Origin of the sequence: Marinobacter confluentis (genome assembly GCF_004785685.1) — a bacterium.
Taxonomy (GTDB): Bacteria; Pseudomonadota; Gammaproteobacteria; order Pseudomonadales; family Oleiphilaceae; genus Marinobacter; species Marinobacter confluentis.
The window spans coordinates 171380-191083 of sequence record NZ_SRPF01000001.1; the positions used below are offsets into that span (position 1 = coordinate 171380).

Annotated in this window: 17 protein-coding genes; 11 read left to right on the plus strand and 6 right to left on the minus strand. The window is 58.8% G+C overall.

Features of this window, described 5'->3' with window-relative positions; translation table 11 throughout:
• The first annotated feature begins 131 nt into the window (after window positions 1–131).
• The 3 genes from E5Q11_RS00810 to E5Q11_RS00820 are packed head-to-tail and all read left to right on the plus strand — an operon-like array spanning window position 132 to window position 2805.
• Window positions 132–1685 (plus strand): serine/threonine-protein kinase, encoded by a 1554-nt coding sequence (locus tag E5Q11_RS00810; protein WP_225314988.1) that lies wholly within the window; start codon window positions 132–134, stop codon window positions 1683–1685.
• On the plus strand, window positions 1685–2425 hold the full coding sequence (locus E5Q11_RS00815) for a PP2C family protein-serine/threonine phosphatase (RefSeq protein ID WP_135801514.1): 741 nt from the start codon (window positions 1685–1687) through the stop codon (window positions 2423–2425). The genes E5Q11_RS00810 and E5Q11_RS00815 overlap by 1 nt, the downstream gene beginning before the upstream one ends.
• A gap of 29 nt (window positions 2426–2454) precedes the next feature.
• Window positions 2455–2805: an FHA domain-containing protein gene (locus E5Q11_RS00820; protein WP_135801515.1), complete on the plus strand. Its 351-nt coding sequence runs from the start codon at window positions 2455–2457 to the stop codon at window positions 2803–2805.
• 41 nt (window positions 2806–2846) lie between these two features.
• On the opposite strand, the gene E5Q11_RS00825 is transcribed toward E5Q11_RS00820, so the two are convergent.
• From E5Q11_RS00825 to E5Q11_RS00835, 3 genes are all read right to left on the minus strand, one after another.
• Window positions 2847–3581 (minus strand): glutamine amidotransferase, encoded by a 735-nt coding sequence (locus E5Q11_RS00825; RefSeq protein ID WP_135801516.1) that lies wholly within the window; start codon window positions 3579–3581, stop codon window positions 2847–2849.
• On the minus strand, window positions 3578–4300 hold the full coding sequence (locus tag E5Q11_RS00830) for a YebC/PmpR family DNA-binding transcriptional regulator (RefSeq protein ID WP_135801517.1): 723 nt from the start codon (window positions 4298–4300) through the stop codon (window positions 3578–3580). Before E5Q11_RS00830 ends, E5Q11_RS00825 begins: the two co-directional genes overlap by 4 nt.
• Before the next feature lie 65 nt (window positions 4301–4365).
• Window positions 4366–4797 (minus strand): SRPBCC family protein, encoded by a 432-nt coding sequence (locus tag E5Q11_RS00835; protein WP_135801518.1) that lies wholly within the window; start codon window positions 4795–4797, stop codon window positions 4366–4368.
• Window positions 4798–4937: 140 nt separating this feature from the next.
• Between E5Q11_RS00835 and E5Q11_RS00840 the strand changes: the two genes are divergently transcribed.
• Window positions 4938–6077 (plus strand): zinc-binding dehydrogenase, encoded by a 1140-nt coding sequence (locus tag E5Q11_RS00840; protein ID WP_135801519.1) that lies wholly within the window; start codon window positions 4938–4940, stop codon window positions 6075–6077.
• A gap of 24 nt (window positions 6078–6101) precedes the next feature.
• Window positions 6102–7145, plus strand: a complete 1044-nt coding sequence (locus tag E5Q11_RS00845; RefSeq protein ID WP_135801520.1) for a proline racemase family protein — start codon at window positions 6102–6104, stop codon at window positions 7143–7145.
• Between the two features lie 22 nt (window positions 7146–7167).
• Here the strand turns inward: E5Q11_RS00845 and E5Q11_RS00850 are convergent, their stop codons facing one another.
• Window positions 7168–9093 (minus strand): sigma 54-interacting transcriptional regulator, encoded by a 1926-nt coding sequence (locus E5Q11_RS00850; RefSeq protein ID WP_135801521.1) that lies wholly within the window; start codon window positions 9091–9093, stop codon window positions 7168–7170.
• Window positions 9094–9421: 328 nt separating this feature from the next.
• On the opposite strand from E5Q11_RS00850, the gene E5Q11_RS00855 reads away from it, so the two are divergent.
• From E5Q11_RS00855 to cynS, 4 genes are read left to right on the plus strand one after another with little or no spacing between them, the layout of a single operon-like run.
• The gene (locus tag E5Q11_RS00855; RefSeq protein WP_135801522.1) at window positions 9422–10849 is read left to right on the plus strand and encodes an ABC transporter substrate-binding protein; all 1428 of its coding nucleotides are present in this window, start codon (window positions 9422–9424) and stop codon (window positions 10847–10849) included.
• A gap of 2 nt (window positions 10850–10851) precedes the next feature.
• A complete protein-coding gene (gene ntrB, locus E5Q11_RS00860) occupies window positions 10852–11679 on the plus strand; it encodes a nitrate ABC transporter permease (protein ID WP_135801523.1) in 828 nt (275 codons plus the stop codon).
• Window positions 11680–11689: 10 nt separating this feature from the next.
• Window positions 11690–12586: an ABC transporter ATP-binding protein gene (locus E5Q11_RS00865; protein WP_225314987.1), complete on the plus strand. Its 897-nt coding sequence runs from the start codon at window positions 11690–11692 to the stop codon at window positions 12584–12586.
• Window positions 12587–12628: 42 nt separating this feature from the next.
• Window positions 12629–13072: a cyanase gene (gene cynS / locus E5Q11_RS00870; protein ID WP_135801524.1), complete on the plus strand. Its 444-nt coding sequence runs from the start codon at window positions 12629–12631 to the stop codon at window positions 13070–13072.
• Between the two features lie 25 nt (window positions 13073–13097).
• Here cynS and E5Q11_RS00875 read toward each other — a convergent pair whose 3' ends face one another.
• Together E5Q11_RS00875 and ilvG are read right to left on the minus strand one after the other, a co-directional pair.
• A complete protein-coding gene (locus E5Q11_RS00875) occupies window positions 13098–13370 on the minus strand; it encodes an ACT domain-containing protein (RefSeq protein ID WP_135801525.1) in 273 nt (90 codons plus the stop codon).
• Window positions 13367–15067, minus strand: a complete 1701-nt coding sequence (gene ilvG / locus E5Q11_RS00880) for an acetolactate synthase 2 catalytic subunit (RefSeq protein ID WP_135801526.1) — start codon at window positions 15065–15067, stop codon at window positions 13367–13369. Before ilvG ends, E5Q11_RS00875 begins: the two co-directional genes overlap by 4 nt.
• 297 nt (window positions 15068–15364) lie before the next feature.
• On the opposite strand from ilvG, the gene E5Q11_RS00885 reads away from it, so the two are divergent.
• Both E5Q11_RS00885 and E5Q11_RS00890 read left to right on the plus strand, forming a co-directional pair.
• A complete protein-coding gene (locus tag E5Q11_RS00885) occupies window positions 15365–16447 on the plus strand; it encodes an efflux RND transporter periplasmic adaptor subunit (protein WP_135801527.1) in 1083 nt (360 codons plus the stop codon).
• Between the two features lie 5 nt (window positions 16448–16452).
• Window positions 16453–19527 carry an efflux RND transporter permease subunit gene (locus E5Q11_RS00890; protein WP_135801528.1) on the plus strand — a complete coding sequence of 1025 codons (3075 nt, stop codon included), beginning with the start codon at window positions 16453–16455 and terminating at the stop codon, window positions 19525–19527.
• The last annotated feature ends 177 nt before the right edge of the window (window positions 19528–19704 follow it).

Sequence of the window (19704 nt, forward strand, 5' to 3'; positions counted from 1 at the left end):
AAACCACACAGGCTGCGCTATCCCCCGGCGGGCTCAGTTTCTAAACTGAAAAGAAAAGAGGTCTGGCCTGAACTGCTGTGGATGGATTACGTTTCGTTTTTGAGAGGATATTCAGTCTCCGTTTGCTGGTTGTGGCAGCCGCAGCTGGGCTTGCCGTGGCGGGTGACGCCGTGCCGTTGCTGGGATATGTGGATAGTCTGTTGTTGGGCGCACTGGGTGATGCCACCGGCGACGCCATGGACGCCGGCGGTCTGGCCGAGCCTGCCTGGTCGGAAGCGGCCATCCGCGGTGCATTGATGGCCGTTGCCATGTTTCTGGTGCTGGCGGTGCCCCGGCTCGGCGGCGCAGTGGCCCTGCCGGTGGTGCTCCTGCTTGCGGGCGCCCTGGTCGTGGTGCAAGCGGCCCTGATGTTTTACCAGAGTGTCTGGCTGCCGCTGGGAGAAGTGGTTGCGCTGCTAATGGCCGGTTACCTGGTGATGCTGTTCTGGTTGCAACCACAGCGCACCATTTTATCACTGACCAGTAACGTGGTGGACGCCCGCACCCGGCTCAGCAAACTGCTTCTGCGCCAGGGTCAGGCCGATGATGCCCTTGAGGTGCTGGCCGACTGCCCGGCAGATGATCAGACCCTGGAACTGCAGTACGACATTGCCATTGCCCAGGAACGAAAACGTCAGTACGACAAGGCCTGTGCCACCTTCCGACAGATTGTCGCCAGTCGCCGTAACTTCCGCGATGCAGGCAAACGCCTGGCAGCGCTGGAATCTATGGCCAGCGAGGTAAACCGTGTAGGCGGTGCCGGTTTCGACAGTACCCGAACGCTGGTGTTGCCAGAACAGAACCTGAGCCGGCCAACCCTGGGCCGTTATGAAATCGAGCGGGAAATCGGCCGGGGCGCCATGGGTGTGGTTTACCTGGGCAAGGACCCGAAGATTTCCCGCACCGTTGCGATCAAGACCCTCAGCTATCAGGCGTTTGACCCGGCCGAACTCAGTGATCTGAAATCCCGGTTTTTCCGGGAAGCCGAGGCGGCGGGGCGTTTGAATCACCCCGCCATCGTGACCGTTTATGATGTCGGCGAAGAGGCAGATCTGGCGTTCATTGCCATGGATTATGCCCAGGGGCGACCGCTCAGCGATTTTGGCAAGCCCGACCGGTTGCTGCCGTTGAATACCGTGCTGATGATTGTCGCCCGGGTGGCCGATGCTCTGGGCTATGCCCACGGTCAGAACATCATCCATCGTGATATCAAGCCGGGCAATATTATCTACAACCCGGATAACGGCGACATCAAGATTACGGATTTCGGCATTGCCAAAATATCCGACGATTCCCGCACCCGCACGGGCAGCGTGATGGGTAGCCCGCTTTACATGTCCCCGGAACAGCTGAAGGGCCAGAAAGTAACCGGTGCTTCAGATACCTACAGCCTTGGAGTGACGCTTTACAAACTGGTGTCGGGCCATACGCCCTATCAGGGTGAGACCCTTGCGGCGTTGACCTATCAGATTCTGAACAAACGCCCGCGCAGTGTCCGGGAATTCAATAAAGACCTTCCCAATGGTGTGGTGCGGTTGATCAATAAAGCCATTCAGCGGGAGCCCGAGAAACGCTTCGCCAATGCCGCAACCATGGCTGAAGCAATACGGCGACAGGCCGCCAGGGATACAGAGGAGGTGTCCTGATGACACTGCTGGTCAGTGGTCTGACAGACACAGGCGCCGTGCGCAAATCCAATCAGGACGCCATTGACTGGTGTGTTGATGACGCTTCAAACCAGGCGTTGCTGGTGGTTGCGGACGGCATGGGCGGATACCAGGGTGGTGAGGAAGCCAGCCGGATTGCCGTGGATACGGTAATGGAAGTTCTTGGTCCATGCCTGAGTGAAGCCGAGGCCCCTGATACCCGGGAACGACTGGTGCAGTCGGCACTGGATCTCGCTAGCGAACGCATCGAAGCGCGCAAGGGCGAGGCACCCGATCTGGCTAAAATGGGCACCACCATCGTGCTGGCCTGGGTGACTGGCAAACAGGCCCTGGTTGCGCATCTGGGCGATTCCCGCTGTTATCTGGTGCAGAACCAGACACTGCAGTGTCTGACCAGAGACGACACCGTGGTTCAGAACATGCTGGAGGACGGCAGCATCAAGGAAAGGGATGTTCCAAACGTGCCTTTTCGCAATGTGCTCACGCGGGCTCTGGGCGCGTCCGACGCCTCCGCAACGTTCAGTGAGGTGTCGCTGGAAACCGGAGATCACCTGCTGCTCTGTTCCGACGGCCTGACCGGGGCGCTCGACGAAAACGCCTGGTTGCAGCTGATGTCGACATCGGATTCGATTCAATCTTCGGTAGCAGCGCTGGTCAGGGCAAGCCTTGAGCAGGGGGCAAAAGACAATGTGTCCGTGGTTCTGCTATCAACCAACTAAACAGGAATGATTCATAGGGGGTTAGGGTAATGGCGTCGCTTTCGCAACTGGTAGACAGTGTTGTAGTGACCACCTTCGAGGTGGACAAGCCCGAGGTGAGGGTTGGCCGTCGTGCCGACAACGATATCCGCATCGACGAGATTTCCGTCAGCGGCCATCACGCGCTGATTGAGTGTGTCGCCAATGCCTATCTGGAAGGCACGGTGGATTACTACATCACCGACCGCAGCAGCACCAATGGCACCTTTGTGAATGACCTGCGGATCAGTGACCGTCAGCGACTGAACAGCGGCGATCGGGTGCGCATTGGCTGGAATGAGTTCCGCTTTGTCGACGAAGACGAAAGCGCGATGGAAAAGACCGCTTACATTCTCGATTGATAACTGAGAATTGAAAATTGAGGGTTGAGAGCGGAGCCGCTTTAGCGGCTCTGAATCACAAACTCGGAGAAACGCTGCAGCAGGGAGCTGGCGTGGAGTGAATCCTCGACCCCAGCCGTCAGCGCTTCAGGCGACAGGCCTTCCGCCAAGAGTGCGGGGGTCTGAGCTTGCAGGTAGGCCCGCATGATGTCCGCAGTAAACTCTGGGTGAAACTGCACACCCCAGGCGCAGGGTCCGATGCGAAACGCCTGGTGGGGCTCGAAGTCATTACTCGCCAGCAGTACGGCGCTTTCGGGCAGCTCAAGGACCGACTGGCGATGGGTCAGCTGCACCGGAAATTCCGCGGGCAGGCCCGCAAACAACGGGTCCTCCTGGGCCGACGCATGCAGCCGTATCGGGTAGCTGCCGGTTTCCCGCCCTCTCGGGTGGTAGCCGACCTTGCCGCCCAGGGCATGGGCCATCAGCTGATGACCATAGCAGACGCCCAGCACCGGCACGCCCCTCTCAATCGCCTTTGCGAGCCAGTCCCCAGTAGATTCGCTCCAGGGTTCACGGTCGCTGACCATGGCCGGTGACCCAGTCACCACAATGCCGTCCCAGTGATCGGGCTCTCCGGGAAGAGGCTGGCAGGTGACATCCACTACTTCCCGTGCAAGTTCCGCTGACAGGCCATTGAGGAACCAGCGATCAAAATCCCCGAAGGCGTCGCGGATCGGGGGCAGGGTGTTTCCGGTTTTAAGAATAACGACCCGGGCCGGGCCTGTACTGGTTTTCAATCCTCAAACACCGCGTTGTGGTAAACGTTCTGAACGTCGTCCAGGTCGTTCAGCATGTCCATGAACTTTTCGAACATCTCAACATCTTCGCCTTCGATTTTCGTGGTGGTCTGGGGCAGGAACTGGATTTCATCTACCTCAAACTCGATACCCTCGAACGCATCCTGCAGGGCCTGTTTGGCTTTTGCATATTCAGTGTGGGGCGCGAACACGGTGATCATGCCGTTTTCACATTCGATGTCGGTCACGTCGACATCCGCCATCATCAGTGCTTCCAGCGCTGCTTCTTCATCCTCGCCTGGGAAGCCCAGAATCGCGGAGTGGTCGAACATGTGGCTGACGCTGCCCTGGGTGCCAATCTTGCAGTTGGTCTTGGTGAACGCCAGGCGCACATCGCCGAAGGTGCGGTTCGGGTTGTCGGTCAGGCAATCCACGATGGCCATACAGTTACCGGGGCCGAAACCTTCGTAGCGGGCGGGTGAAAAGTCTTCGCCGGCACCGCCTTTGGCTTTCTCAATGGCCTTCTCAATAACATGAGCGGGCACCTGGTCTTTCTTGGCCCGTTCAATCAGTCCTCGCAACGATAGATTGGCTTCCGGGTCCGGGCCGCCAGATTTAGCACTGACGTAGATTTCCCGTCCGTATTTGCTGTAAACCTTGGTTTTGGCGGCGGCCGTCTTGGCCATGGAGTCTTTGCGGTTCTGGTAGGCTCTGCCCATGCTACTGCCTCAGTCGTGATTTCAAAAACGCCGATTTTACTCAACTACCCCAGGTGGTAACAGCCTTATTTGGCCATTGTGGGAAGGCGTCGCATTCCCCGGCGAAGCGCCTGGTTCAGGGCCGACCTGACCAGTGCCCCGGTCAGTGGGATGGCGTCCTCAAAATAAACGGTGTAATGAACCCGGGTCTTCTGTTCCGATGGGCTGCTAAAGCGGATCCGCCCGAAATGGTTTTTCAGCGGGCTCAGGCTGGTAATCGTATACTCGATCAGTGAGTCTGGCTCGAAACTGGTGACGGTCTCTTCCACGCTAATCGGGCCAATGCCGACCCTGCGGACGGACCCGATGCCATTGGGGTCGGCCTGGTCGCTGTCGCGAATCCTTTTTACCGGTGCGCCCAACAGTCTGCCAAAGCTCTGATGGTCTGCGAAAAGAGCGAAGACCCGGTGCAGCGGAATCTCAAAAGTTTCATCTATTTCAATTGTATGGGTTGCCATGTTCAAGCTCTTAAAAGGCGATTTTTTACAGAGTATCGGGTTCCGTGCTCTAACAAAAGGCATACCCGTTAGTGCTATTCTGGTTTGAGATACGGTAAGTCGAAGACAGGTCCGATTCCTTCAATGCAGGAGTAGTGTCCATGATCCCCGAGACTATGAAAGCCATGCTGCTGACCGGCCATGGTGGCATCGAGAAACTGGAATACGCAGACAATGTTCCAACCCCGGAGCCCGAAGCGGGGGAAGTCCTGGTCAAGGTGACTGCCACCGCCAAAAACAATACCGACCGTAAGGCCCGCGAGGGCCTTTACCCAACCAAGGATAAAGGGGATGTGACCTCCTTCCAGATGGGCGGTTCACCAACCCTGACTTTTCCGAGAATCCAGGGGGCGGATGTTGTCGGCCAGGTGGTTGCCGTAGGTGAGGGTGTCAGCCAGGGCAGGATTGGCGAGCGCGGCCTGCTGGATTTCAATCTGTACGCGGATGATCGGCGGGATATTAACCTGACGCCGGATTACTACGGCCATGGTGCCGATGGTGGTTATGCGGAGTACATTTCTGTGCCGTCCGACCAGTTTCACCAGGTCGAGAATGCGGATCTGGCGGATGCAGAACTGGCGTCCATGGGTATGTGCTCCTACCAGACCGCCCTTCATATGCTGACATCCGCCCGTGTGAAAGCAGGGGAGCGAATACTGGTCACCGGCGCCAGCGGTGGTGTTGGTACGGCACTGCTTCAGCTTTGCCGGATCATGGGCGCCATTCCATATGCACTCAGCCAGGCAGACAAAGCCGATGCGTTGATCGCCCTCGGCGCCGAGGCGGTTCTTGACCGCTCAGATATGGACAGTTTCACCGACCGGGTAAAAGCGGTGACCGGCGGCCATCCCTTCGATGCGGTGATGGACCTGGCTGGCGGTGAAATGACCAACGCTTTCATCGACGCCATGATTTTCAACATGAACAGCCGTGGCGATTATCCCCGCTTGAGCATCGCCGGCGCCAGTGCCGGTAACGTCAGCGAAATCCTGTGGACCAAAATCTATCTCTATCAGGTGCAGGTGTTCGGCGTGTCCCACGGCACCCGGGAAGAGGCAGAACAGCTGATTACCTGGATCCGCAGTGGCCAGCTCAGGCCGGTGCTGCACGCTGCCTTCAAACTGTCGGAGCTACATGAAGCAGAGCGCTATTTTGTAAGCCGCAACAGCAACTATCTGGGAAAGATCGTGATTGTTCCGGACGCCCAATGGGCCGAACACGGTGCGGCTTTTTCCCTCTAATCACCCAGTCCCGGAGATACGAGCATGCAGCCTGAACTCAAACTGCAATTGATGGACACCCACGCGGGCGGCGATGTAAGCCGTATTGTTACCGGTGGCATTCGCCCGCTGCCAGGCGCAACCGTGCGCGCCCAGATGGAATACCTGCGGGATGAGGCAGATGGCCTGCGCAGGCTGCTATTGGAAGAACCCTACGGTATTCCTGAGATGTCGGTAGACCTGTTGGTGCCGCCCACGGACCCGAAGGCGGTCGCCGGTTACATCATCATGGAAGTCATGGGCTACCCGATCTATTCCGGCTCCAACACCATGTGCACCGCCACCGCCGTTCTGGAAAGCGGCATTGTTGCCAAGCAGGAAGGCTGGCAGAGCTTTATGCTGGAAGCTCCGGCGGGTCTGGTGCATATCGATGCCTTTGTGCGGGATGGCGTGGTGGAAGCCATCACCTGCGGTGGCCTGCCCAGCTATATCGATACCTATCAGGCCAGCATCCATGTGCCTGATGTTGGCAATGTGAATTACAGCGTGGCCTACAGCGGCGGCTTCTACGCGCTGGTAGATGCCACCAGCCTGGGTTTTGCCTTGACCCTGGACGAAGAACGCAGGCTCAGTGACTGCGCCTACCGCATCGTGGAGGCCATTCGGGCAGAGCGGCGGTTTTCCCACTACACCCTGGGCGATGTTGGCCCGCTGCCGTTCCTGCATTTCATGGGGCCGGTTGAACAGCTAGCGGACAATTCCTATCGCTCCCGCTCTACAACCTATGTGCACCCGGGGGTTATCTGTCGCAGCACCACTGGCACCGGAACTTCGGCCCGGCTTGCGCTGATGAATCATGAGGGGAAAATCCGACCCGGGGATCGCCTTGAAACCGTTTCCCTCCGTGAGACCGGGTTTATCGGTGAATTTACCGGCGTGCGTCAGGAAGGCCCGCACCAGGTGGTAGAGAACACCATCACCGGTCGAAGCTTCGTGCTCAACCGCGCCGACATCGTCGTGAACTGCGATGACCCGATGGTTGAATGCGCAGGGCTGAAACACATTCTCACCAGCGCCCATCCGGAATAAGCAAACAGCAGGGTTTGCGGCATTACCCCGGGGACCGGAAGCGGGCCGGGTTGATGTCCAGCTTTTTCAGGCGTGACGACAGGGTCGTGGGTTTCATGCCCAGCATGACGGCAGCGCCGTCGTCCCCCGATACACGCCCGCCGGTGGCCCTTAGGGCGCGGATCAGGTTGTCCTTTTCCAGAGTCTGAATCTCCTGATCGGTCATGACCTGTGCGCCCGAATGGCGGGCGGGTGGCGCGTCCTCGCCGGTCATGGCAGGCTCATCCTGCTCCCGGCCGATCAGATCGAAGTCCAGTGAACCATCTGCAGTAATCACCTGGCGCTCGATAACGTTCTCCAGTTCCCGGACATTACCCGGCCAGTGGTACTGCTTCAGCTTTTCCACATCGGAGACCCGAAGTGGCAGGCGGGGGCGGTTGAACCTGATGCAGGCCCGGTTCAGGAACTCCTGAGCCAGCATGGGTATGTCCTCAATCCGCCGCCGCAAGGGCACTGACTCGATCGGGAAAACGTTCAGTCGGAAGTAGAGATCCTCCCGGAACTGCTTTTCGTTCACTTCGGTTTTGAGCTCCCGGTTGGTGGCGGCTATCACCCTCACGTTTACCGCCCGCGTGCGGTTCTCCCCGACCCGCTCGAACTGCTGATCCTGCAATACCCGCAGCAACTTGCCCTGCTGTTCCAGTGGAATTTCGCCCACTTCATCCAGGAACAGGGTGCCGCCGTCCGCCAGTTCAAATCTGCCCACCCGATCACTGAAGGCGCCGGTGAACGCGCCTTTTACGTGGCCGAAGAACTCGCTTTCGAACAGATCCTTGGGGATAGCCGCGCAGTTGACCCGGATCAGCGGGCGGTCCCGCCGGTCGCTGGCCTGATGAATGGCCCGGGCGATCAGTTCCTTGCCAGTGCCGGATTCGCCGGTGATCAGCACGTTGGCATCGGTGGGCGCGACCAGCCCGATGCGACGGACGATGCCTTTGACCGCATCACTCTGGCCGACAATTTCGTGAAAATGGTATTCGGCACTCAGTTCTTCCTGCAGATAGGCGTTCTCGATTTCCAGCTTGTGCTTCAGGGTCTCCACTTCTTCCAGGGCCTGGTGGAGTTCGTGCTGGGCATCCCGGCGCTGGGAAATGTCCCGGAACACCACCACGGCACCCACCGGGTGGCCGTTATCGATAATCGGTGTGCTGGTGTATTCCACCGGGAAACCGGAGCCGTCCTTGCGCCAGAACCAGTCCTCGCCCACGCGGCGGATGCTACCATCGCGAAACGCCGCATAGATGGGGCACTCCTTCAGCGGAAACAGCGAGCCATCCTCGTGGGAATGATGAACCACACGGTGAATCACCCGCCCCATCAGTTCGTCTCCGCGCCAGCCCAGCATGCGTTCGGCCGCAGGGTTGATAAAGGTGGTTCGGCCCTCGGCATCCACGCCATAAATGCCTTCGCCTACAGCATGGAGAATCAGTTGGTTCTCCCGTTCCATATCCTTGAACAGCTCTTCCACCCGTCTCCATTCCAGCAGTCCGCCACGGTGGTAGTGGTTGGCCTCATGGCGTTCGCGCAGGGCCCTCAGGAACTGGCGGTCGCGCAGCAGGAACAGGATCTGTTGTTCTTCCGCCTCGCCCGCCCGGGCGGAGGATATCTCCAGCTCGATGGTGTGGCCGTCCCGGTGGTTAAGATGAAAATCCCGGCTCCATGCGTTACCGCGGAACAGGGTTTCCTCGGTAAAAGAGATCAGTTGGGGGCGCTGTTCACTGAACAGTCGGGTGCAGGAGGTGCTCAGCAGGCTGCCCCGATTTGTTCCCAGCATACGGGCGAGGGCGTTGTTCAGGGCCAGGATGATGTCGCTGGCCGCATCCACCAGCAGGGCAGGTTCCGGAAGATGGTCAACCCACTGGGTATCGGTGACTGGCAGGGGCGATTCGGTTGGTGTGTTTGTCAGCATGGTGTCTCCCGGAAACGGACTGGACCTGTTTCAGTGCTTTAACCTTGCGGTCCAAATCCCGTGCCAGAACACGAAAAATCGTAAAAAAATTTACGAAAACTCGTTAATAACGAAATTTCGTGATCTGTGGAGATCGGTCATTAGCGCACGAAATCAGAAAAAACAGATAGTTAAATAAAAATTCCGAGTTGGCACGAACCCTGCGATACAGCACATAGAACCGCGGGAACAGTTGGACGCCCCTGAACACATCCAACTGCTCGCGCACTGAAAGAGTGCATAAGCCGCACCATAACGTGCAAAAAGTCCAGTTTAGGGAGAGTGTCCGATGACGATTAAAAGCCTGGGAAATCCGTTCGACGGGGATCAGACCCTGATCCACTCAAAGCAGTGTGGTTGCCCTACCTGCAAGGCACCCAACGATACCGCGCATGTGGAAAGCAAAGCGCCTGTTTCGGCCCAGACGGCTCATGAAGAGTCATTTGCCGGCCATGATCATTCCGAGGAAATGCTTGACCGCGCCATCGAAAGCGCCGTGGTGCGTTCGGTGTTCGGCCATAACGATCACAACCGTCGCAGCTTCATGAAAATGATGGGTGCGGGTACGGCCGCTGCACTGCTGGGCAGCGTCTTCCCGATGGACAAAGCCAAAGCAGCGGTTAAAGAGTCCATGGGCAAGCTCGAGAAGACCAAGCTGAACGTTGGTTTTGTGCCCATTACCTGTGCCACACCCATCATCATGGCGCAGCCTCTGGGTTTCTATGAAAAGTATGGCCTGGACGTCACCGTCACCAAGACCGCGGGCTGGGCGGTCGCCCGGGACAAGTCCCTAGCGGGCGAATACGACGCCTCCCACATGCTGACCCCCATGCCCCTGGCGATGTCCATGGGCGCCGGCTCCACCCCCGAGCCGTACCTGATGCCGGCGGTGGAAAACATCAACGGCCAGGCCATCGTGCTGCACGTGGACCACAAAGACAAGCGTGATCCCAAGCAGTGGAAAGGCTTCAAGTTTGGTGTGCCCTTCGAATACTCCATGCACAACTTCCTGCTGCGTTACTACCTGGCAGAGAACGGTATCGACCCGGACAAAGACGTCCAGATCCGGGTAGTTCCACCACCCGAGATGGTGGCGAACCTGCGTGCCGGTAACCTGGACGGCTACCTGTCACCGGATCCGTTCAACCAGCGCGCGGTCTGGGAAAAGGTCGGCTTCATTCACATGCTGACCAAGGAAATCTGGGAAGGCCATCCCTGCTGCGCCTTCGCATGCAGCCAGAAATTCGCCACCCAGAACCCCAACACCTATGGCGCCCTGCTGCGGTCGATTCTGGACGCCACCCAGTACGCCAACAACCACGACAACCGCAAGGAAATCTCCGAAGCGATTGCGCCCAAGAACTACCTGAACCAGCCGGTGGCGGTGATTCAGCAGGTGTTGACCGGCCGCTATGCCGATGGTCTGGGCGAAGTGAAGAATGTACCGGACCGCATCGACTTTGACCCCTTCCCCTGGCACTCCATGGGCGTGTGGATCCTGACCCAGATGAAGCGCTGGGGCTACATCGAAGGCGACGTGGACTACAAAGGCATTGCCGAGCAGGTCTACCTGGCGGGTGAAACCGGAAAGGTCATGAAAGAGATGGGCATGCCCGTGCCAGACACCACCTACAAGAAGCACGTCATCATGGGTAAGACCTTCGATCCGGATTCCGCCGAAGAGTATACCCGCAGCTTCGCCATCGGGAGGGTCTGATCATGGCATCGCTGAACGTGAGAGCGGCCCTGCTGTCGATTTCGTTCCTCATTCTGGCGCTGGGCCTCTGGGAAATGTCTACCCAGCCGCCGGAAGCGGATCAGAACCTGACGGAGTACGAAATGCTGATGGGTGGCGTGGAGCAGGAATCCCGTGTTCCACCGCCTTCAGCGGTGATCAAGCTGGCCTGGGAAGAGCTGTCGAACCCCTTCTATGACGCGGGGGCCAACGACAAGGGTATTGGTATCCAGTTGGGTTACTCGGTGTACCGGGTGCTCACTGGGTACCTCGCCGCCATGGCCATCGCGCTGCCAGTCGGATTTCTGATTGGTATGTCGCCCCTGATGTACAAGGCGCTTAACCCCTATATCCAGGTGCTGCGGCCGATCTCGCCGCTGGCCTGGATGCCACTGGCCCTGTTCATTATTCAGGATTCGGATGCGTCCGCGATCTTCGTGATCTTCATCTGTTCGATCTGGCCCATGTTGCTAAATACCGCGTTCGGGGTGGCCAATGTAAGACAGGACTGGATCAACGTGGCACGCACCCATGAACTGGGTCACTTCCGAACCGCACTGACAGTGATCCTGCCGGCGGCGGCACCCACCATCCTGACCGGCATGCGGATCTCCATCGGTATCGCGTGGCTGGTTATTGTGGCGGCGGAAATGCTCGTCGGCGGCACCGGCATCGGTTACTACGTCTGGAACGAGTGGAACAACCTGGATCTTGCCAGTGTGATCTTTTCGATCCTGATGATCGGCGTAGTGGGCATGCTGCTGGATCTCGCCCTGGGTAAAGCCCAGAAACTCGTCGAATACACGGAGTGAGGAGCCGGTTATGAGTAAGTCATTCCTGGAAGTAGATGGCCTGTCAAAAGTATACCCGGACGGCGAGGGTGGCCTGTTGACCGTTTATGAGGACATCAAGTTCTCTCTGGAGAAAGGCGAATTTGTCTGCATCATCGGCCATTCCGGCTGCGGCAAATCCACCATCCTCAACGTACTGGCGGGCCTTGACGAAGCCACATCGGGCAACATCGTGATGAATGGTAAGGAAGTAGTAGGGCCAAGCCTGGACCGTGGCGTGGTGTTCCAGAATTACAGCCTGCTGCCCTGGAAAACCACCCTGAACAACATCGTTTTTGCGGTTCAGGCCCGCTGGCCCACCTGGTCCAAAGAGAAGGTCCGTGAGCACAGCGAACGCTATCTGAAAATGGTGGGGCTGGACCATGCCCTGCAGCGCAAGCCATCCCAGCTCTCTGGCGGTATGCGCCAGAGGGTGAGCATCGCCCGGGCGTTTGCCACCCAGCCGGAACTGTTGTTGCTGGATGAGCCTTTTGGCGCGCTGGACGCGCTGACTCGGGGTGTGATTCAGGACGAGCTGGTGAAAATCTGGGAGGAAACCCGCCAGACCGTCTTCATGATCACCCACGACGTAGACGAAGCCATTCTGCTGTCCGACCGCATCTTCCTGATGTCCAACGGGCCGAATGCGCGCATCGCCGAAAGCGTGAAAGTGGACCTGCCGCATCCAAGGGCAAGGTCGACCATTTTCCAGAACCCCAATTATCACAAAACCCGTGATTACCTGGTGGATTACCTGATCAACCGCAGCGAATCGGCGCTACCGGGGCCTGACGGTACACCGAGGGTAGTCGAGCCCGCCAAGGGCGCCGACGGTTCAGAAGGTGGCACCAACGATTCGAATTCCACAGCGAAGGCAGTGAATGCCTGAAAACCTGAGTCAGACAAAACCAAGCGAAAAGAGGAAACAGCCATGATGAACAAAGAACTGATGACCGCAAAAATCCTGGAAGCCAAAGTAGGCAAGGGCATGACCTGGGAAGCTATCGCTGAATCCATCGGCATGTCACCGGTATTCACCACCTCCGTGTGTTTTGGTATGAACAGCTTCGATGAGGACAAGGCTTTCGCTCTGTGCGACACCCTGGGTCTGGACAAAGAAGTCGCCATGGCCCTGCAGGAATTCCCGAAAAAGGCCTGGGACGGTGGCATACCCCAGGACCCGCTGATCTACCGTTTGTATGAAGTGGTCGGTGTTTACGGCGACACCATGAAGGCGTTGATCCACGAGAAATTCGGCGACGGCATCATGAGCGCCATTGATTTCACCATGGACATTGAAAAGGAAGAGAACCCCAAAGGTGACCGCGTGGTGGTCACCATGAATGGTAAATTCCTGCCTTACAAAGCCTGGTAAGTCGTAGGTTGGATTATGGCCCGGCTCAAGCGGATTGAGACCGGGCCAGGGGAACCTTCCCGACCAGGCCCACCCCCACCACCGTATGCAACTTCTCCAACTGCGCCTGCAGCATGGCAATCGGCCGCGTACCCTCGAGGGTCAGGTGGATATCCAGATGCTCGTCCAGGCTTTCAACGGCCATACTTGCAATCCGAAAACCACGGATTCGGACAACCTGGCAGAGCCTTTCCAGAGCTGCCGGTTCGAAGGCCATTCGGCAATTGAGGGTGTGGGTAGGTGATGGCTTTGGGCTCATGCAACTTGCTCCTTATCTTTTCTGGTTTTTGTTTGCGATTCATCAATCATTTCGCGGTTGCTGCCGCCGGGCTGGACAATGGGCCAGACGTTCTCTTCCCGGCTGATGGCAACGTGCAGCAGCATCGGGCCGTCGAAGGCCAGGATGGTTTCGATGCCGCGACGGATCTGATCGGTGCGTTCAATGTGCAGCGCCGGAATGTCGAAGGCACGGGCCATGGCGACGAAATCCGGGTTGTCATCCAGATTGATCTGGCTTTCCCGGTTGCCGTAGAACAACTCCTGCTGCTGGCGCACCATGCCCAGGCACTGGTTATCCATCACAATGATTTTCAGCGGCAGACCGTAGCGGCGTATGGTGGCGAGTTCCTGGGCATTCATCATGAAAGAGCCGTCGCCGGTGACGTTAATGACCATGCTGCTCCGGTCGGCGAACTGCGCGCCTATGGCGGCGGGCAGTCCGAAGCCCATGGTGCCCAGGCCGCCGCTGGTGAGGTGATGGCGGGGGTGGTCGAATTCATAGTGCTGCGCCACCCACATCTGGTGCTGGCCGACATCGCAGGCGATCACCGTGTCGTCCGGCGCGATCCGGGATAACTGACGGATAAACGCTGGTCCGGTGATTGGCGCCAGGGGCTCCTCGTTGTCCGCGGCCGAGAAGCCGCTGGTGGTACGCCACTGTTTGCACTGATGGCGCCAGGCATCAATTTTCAATGGCTTGGATTCCACCGCCCGCGTCAGGCCATCAAGAATATCCGCAAGGCTGCCCCGCAGCGACAGATCCGCCGCCCGCAGCTTGTTGATCTCTGCCGCATCGGCATCGATATGAATCATTCGGGCATTGGGGGCGAAACCGTCCAGTTTGCCGGTGGCGCGGTCGTCCAGGCGGGCGCCGATGACCAGCAAAAGGTCACATTCATCCACCGCCCGGTTCGCGGCGCGGGAACCGTGCATGCCCAGCATGCCCAAATTGTCCGGGTTGTGTTTGCCGGGGTTGCCGATGCCTTTCAGCGTCACGACGGCTGGCAGGGCAGAGGCCTCGGCAAACTGCCGGAAGCTGTTTTCACAGTGAGCCAGGCTGATGCCGCCACCGCTATAAAGCAGGGGGCGTTCAGCAGCCTGTAGCATGGCGATTACGTCACGCAGGTCAGGACAGTTGCCGGAGGTGATGTCCGCAGGGGGAACCCTTGCCTCAGGCGTCTGTTGCAACAGGACATCCTTGGGAATATCAATCCAGACCGGGCCGGGCCTTCCGGAGCTGGCCAGCTGTATGGCCTCCTCCATGATGCCGTCAATCTCTGTTGCATCGGTGACCAGGTAGCTGTGCTTGACGATGCCCAGGGTCATCCCAAGCACGTCTGTCTCCTGGAAGGCATCGGTGCCGATCAGCCCGGACGGTACCTGGCCGGTGATCACCAGCATAGGGATCGAATCCCGGTGGGCGTTGGCAACGCCAGTAATCAGGTTGGTGGCACCGGGGCCGGAGGTGGCAATGCACACCCCCAGCCGGCCACTGGCCCGGGCATAGCCGTCGGCGGCCAGGGCGCAGCCCTGTTCATGGCGGCAGAGCACGTGTTCCACGCCTACATCGTCCACCAGCGCATCGTACAGCGGCATGATGCAGCCGCCGGGGTAGCCGAAAACCGTGTCGATCTGGTGACGGTGGAATGCGTTCAGAATCTGCTCTGCGCCGTTCATGGTTCGATGTCCTTTCTCGTCTGTTTTTTTGGGGCCAAAAAAAAGCCCCCGGGACCTTTCGGTGCCGGGGGCTCTGGTGTTCGTTCGAGTTGTTGCTTGCTATCTCACTCGGCTGTCCACGCAAAAGCCCCCGGATGGCACCACGACCACCAGAATAAGCTTCACTAGGACGACCACTGACATGAGATTCATAAAATGGGCAACGGCTCTGAATCTGTTTTTGAATTAAGTGTAGAATCTACCCCACGTTTTTAGGCCGTTGCAACCACTTTTTACCTTCCTGTTTGTGAGCAAGTCATGACCAAAGCAAAACTGGGATCAATCGGACTGTCCCTTTTCCTGTTTATCGCCCTGATTGTCTGGATGGCCACCGGCGATGTGAAAGTGGCGGAAAAGGAGGCGCCAGCGGCAAGGGAGACGACTGAAGAAACCCTCCCTGCGGTACAGGTAGAACAGCGGCAATCGCGGTTGTATCAGCCCGGTTTGCTGTTGCAGGGGCAGATTGAACCCTGGCAGTCCGTGTCGATTTCGGCGCGGGTGCCCGGCACTGTGGAATCATTGAATGTTGGCCTGGGTGATCAGGTGGAAGCAGGGCAGGTGATGGCCAGGCTGTCTGAGGACGGACGGCAGACTGCGGTTACCCGATGGCAGACCCGGCTACGCAAACTGGAGGCCGATCTGGCTGCGGCCCGTCGGCTGCGGGAGCGTGAGTTGACTTCAGAATCCGAAATCCTGACGCTGCAGAGCGAGCTCGCAACGGCCAGGGCAGAGCTGGCGGAAGCCCAGCTTGTGATCGACCATCTGACGCCAGAAGCGCCTTTTGATGGTGTGGTCAATCACAAGTCGGTGGATCAGGGTGATCTCGTACAGGTGGGCTCGCCGATGTTCGAGCTGGTTCAGATCGACCGCCTTAAAGCCGTTGGCCAGGTGCCCCAGCAGAATGTCAGCCGGGTGGCGCCTGGGCAGTCGGTGAACATCGAAACCCTGGACGGCGAAACCCTGAACGGCGAAGTGCGTTTTGTGGCCAGCGCCGCAAACCGGGAGACCCGCAGTTTCGCAGTGGAAATTTCGGTCGATAACCCCGAGCGGAAAAAGGTTGCCGGTGGCAGTGCCACGCTGCGTATCGCCCTGCCAGAAGTGCAGGCCATGTTTATTTCCCCCGCCTATCTGAGCCTGGGAGATGATGGCCGGCCGGGCGTTCGTCACGTCAATGATGACAACCAGGTGGTGTTTACCACGGTCAGGCTGCTGAGCATTACCACTGACGGTGCCTGGGTGGCAGGCCTGCCTCCCGAAATCCGGCTGATTACCCGTGGCGCGGGCTTCGTGGCCCTGGGTCAACAGGTGCGACCGGTCTTCCCTGAAGACGAGCGGGGCTGATTGCCATGCGCACCCTCATCTTTGCTGCGCTGAACCGCAGCCGGACCACCTTTCTGACTCTGCTGTTCCTGATGGTCGGCGGTATTGCGGCGTTCCAGGCCATTCCCAAGGAAGCAAACCCGGACATCACCATCCCGATGATCTACGTGTCCATGACCCTGGACGGCATCAGCCCGGAAGACTCCGAGCGTCTGCTGATTCGTCCCATGGAGCAGGAACTGCGCTCACTTGAGGGCGTGAAAGAAATGCGGTCGACCGCCTCTGAGGGGCATGCTTCGGTGATGCTGGAGTTCGATGCCGGTTTTGACCCGGACAAGGCGCTGCAGGACGTTCGCGAAAAGGTCGACACCGCCCGCAGCAAGCTGCCCCAGGAAGCGGATGAGCCCCGGGTAAATGAAATCAACGTATCGCTGTTTCCGGTTCTGTCCGTTGGTTTGTCCGGCCCCCTGTCCGTGCGTGAACTGGTGACCATCGCCCGGCGGCTTCAGGATGCCATCGAAGGTATTCCGGAAGTTCTGGAAGTCGAGATTGGCGGGGATCGGGAAGACCTTTTGGAAGTGGTGGTTGATCCGCAGGTACTGGAAAGCTACGGCGTTGATTACGACACCCTGGGGCAGCTGGTCGCCCGCAATAACCAGCTTGTCGCAGCGGGCAGCCTGGATACTGGCGCCGGGCGAATGACCATGAAAGTCCCCGGCGTGATTGAAACCATTGAAGATGTGATGACCATGCCCATCAAGGTAGACGGCGATACCGTGGTTACCTTTGGCGATGTCGCCATGCTGCAGCGAACCTTCAAGGACCCCACCGGTTTTGCCCGCATTAACGGCGAACCGGCGCTGGTGCTGGAAGTGTCCAAACGCACCGGCGCGAACATCATTGAGACGGTCGAGAAAGTGAAGAGCCTGATCAGTTCAGCGGACAGCCAGCTGCCGGACGAACTGGAAGTGCGATACATCATGGACCAGTCCGGCGAAGTGCGGGATATCCTGGCCGACCTGCTGAACAACGTTCTGACCGCCATTGTTCTGGTGATCGTGCTGATTATTGCTGCCATGGGGCCACGGTCAGCGCTGCTGGTTGGCCTAACCATTCCCGGCGCTTTTCTGACCGGCATTCTGGTGATCTGGGGCATGGGGCTTACCCTCAACATCGTGGTGCTGTTCAGCCTGATTCTGGTGGCCGGCATGCTGGTGGATGGCGCGATTGTGGTGTCAGAGCTGGCCGACAGGAACCTGTCTGATGGCCAGAGCGTTACCTCAGCCTGGGGCGAGGCCGCCGCCAGAATGGCCTGGCCGATCATTGCTTCTACCGCGACGACCCTGGTGGTGTTTCTACCCCTGCTTTTCTGGCCCGGGGTGGTTGGCGAGTTCATGAAGTTCCTGCCAATGACGGTGATTATCTGCCTGATTGCCTCTCTGGCCATGGCACTGATCTTTCTTCCCGTGATGGGCAGCCTCAGTGGTGGGAAACGTTCCAGGCAGGCCCAGGAGACCGGGCGCCTGGGGAATGCCTATCGCGGCGTTCTGGCAAAACTGCTGTCGGCACCGGGGGTCACATTATTCGGCGTGCTGGCTGTGGTGGCAGTGATTTACGGCGCCTATGCCGAATTCAATCACGGGGTCGAATTTTTCCCGAGCGTCGAGCCGGATTCGGCCCAGGTACAGGTCCGGGCCCGGGGTGATCTGTCGGTCTGGGAGCGGGACGAGATTGTGCGGGAAGTGGAGCAACGCCTTCAGGGTATGCCCGAAGTAAAAGCACTTTATGCCCGGTCTATGGTGTCTGCGGGCAACCGCATGGCGCCGGATGTGATCGGGGTATTGCAGTTCCAGTTCACCGACTGGGACCAGCGGCGTCCGGCCAGCCAGATTCTGGAAGAGCTGCGGGAACGCACCGCGGATATTGCGGGCATTGAACTGGAATTCCGCAAACAGGAAGGCGGTCCCGCCGATGGCAAGCCGATCGAGCTCAAAGTCAGTAGCAAGGACAGCGCCCGGCTCAACCGGTATGTGGATGAGATCAGGGCAGAAATGGAAGACCTTGGCGGGTTTGTGGATGTCGAGGACGACCGCAGCCTGCCGGGTATCGAATGGCGCCTGAATGTGGATCGGGAGGCTGCCGCCCGTTTCGGTTCCGATGTTCTGGGGGTAGGCAGCGCGGTGCGACTGGTCACCAATGGCCTGGTGCTGGCCACCTATCGCCCGGAAGAAGTGCGCGATGAAGTGGACATTGTGGTGCGCGTACCCAACAACTGGCGGGAACTGGATCAGTTCCAGCGCCAGACCATCAACACCGCCCGGGGCCAGGTGCCACTGTCGCAGTTTGTTGAGCTGACGCCAGGGGACAAGGTAGGCAGCATTGTCAGGGTAGACGGCCAGCGTACCGTGACCATCAAGTCGGATGTAGAGCCGGATCGCCAGGCAGACGCCCTGCTGAAGTTCCTTCAGGACCGGATGCCGGAAACGCCGGAAGGCGTCACCGTCAGCCTGGGTGGCGAGAATGCCGATCAGAAGCAGGCGGCGGATTTTCTCGCAGCGGCGTTTCTGGTGGCCATTGGCCTGATGCTGCTGATCCTGGTCACCCAGTTCAACTCGCTGTACCAGACCCTGCTGATTCTGTCCGCCATTGTGCTGTCCACTGCCGGTGTGCTCCTCGGCCTGCTATTGAACGGCCAGTCCTTCGGCATCGTCATGGTGGGCATGGGGATTATCGCGCTTGCGGGCATAGTGGTGAATAACAACATCATCCTGATCGACACCTACAATCATATGCGGTCCAGCGGCATGGACGCCTACAGCGCCGCCCTGGAAACCGGCTGCCTGCGCCTGCGCCCGGTGCTGCTGACGGCCGTAACCACGATCCTGGGGCTGATGCCCATGGTGTTCGGGGTCAATGTAGACCTGCTGACCCCCTCACTGGGTATCGGTGCGCCATCTACCCAGTGGTGGACCCAGCTGTCCAGCGCCATCGCCGGTGGCCTGGCGTTCGCCACCATTCTGACTCTGTTGCTGACGCCGGCCTTGCTGGTGCTAGGCAACAGGGCGGGCGAGTGGATCAGGGTGCTGTCAAGCCGGGCCTGAAGTTCCGGGGCCTAGAGGCGTATGCTTTCCGCCATCTTGCTGGCCCACCCGGCTGGCGTTGGTGCCATGCCCGGTCGGGAACTTTGCGACCTGGGTATTGTCCCTGATCAGAGTCGGTATTCCGGACACAATGAATGTTTTCATCTTTTGCGACAGGGGATAAGCTTGTTGCAAAGA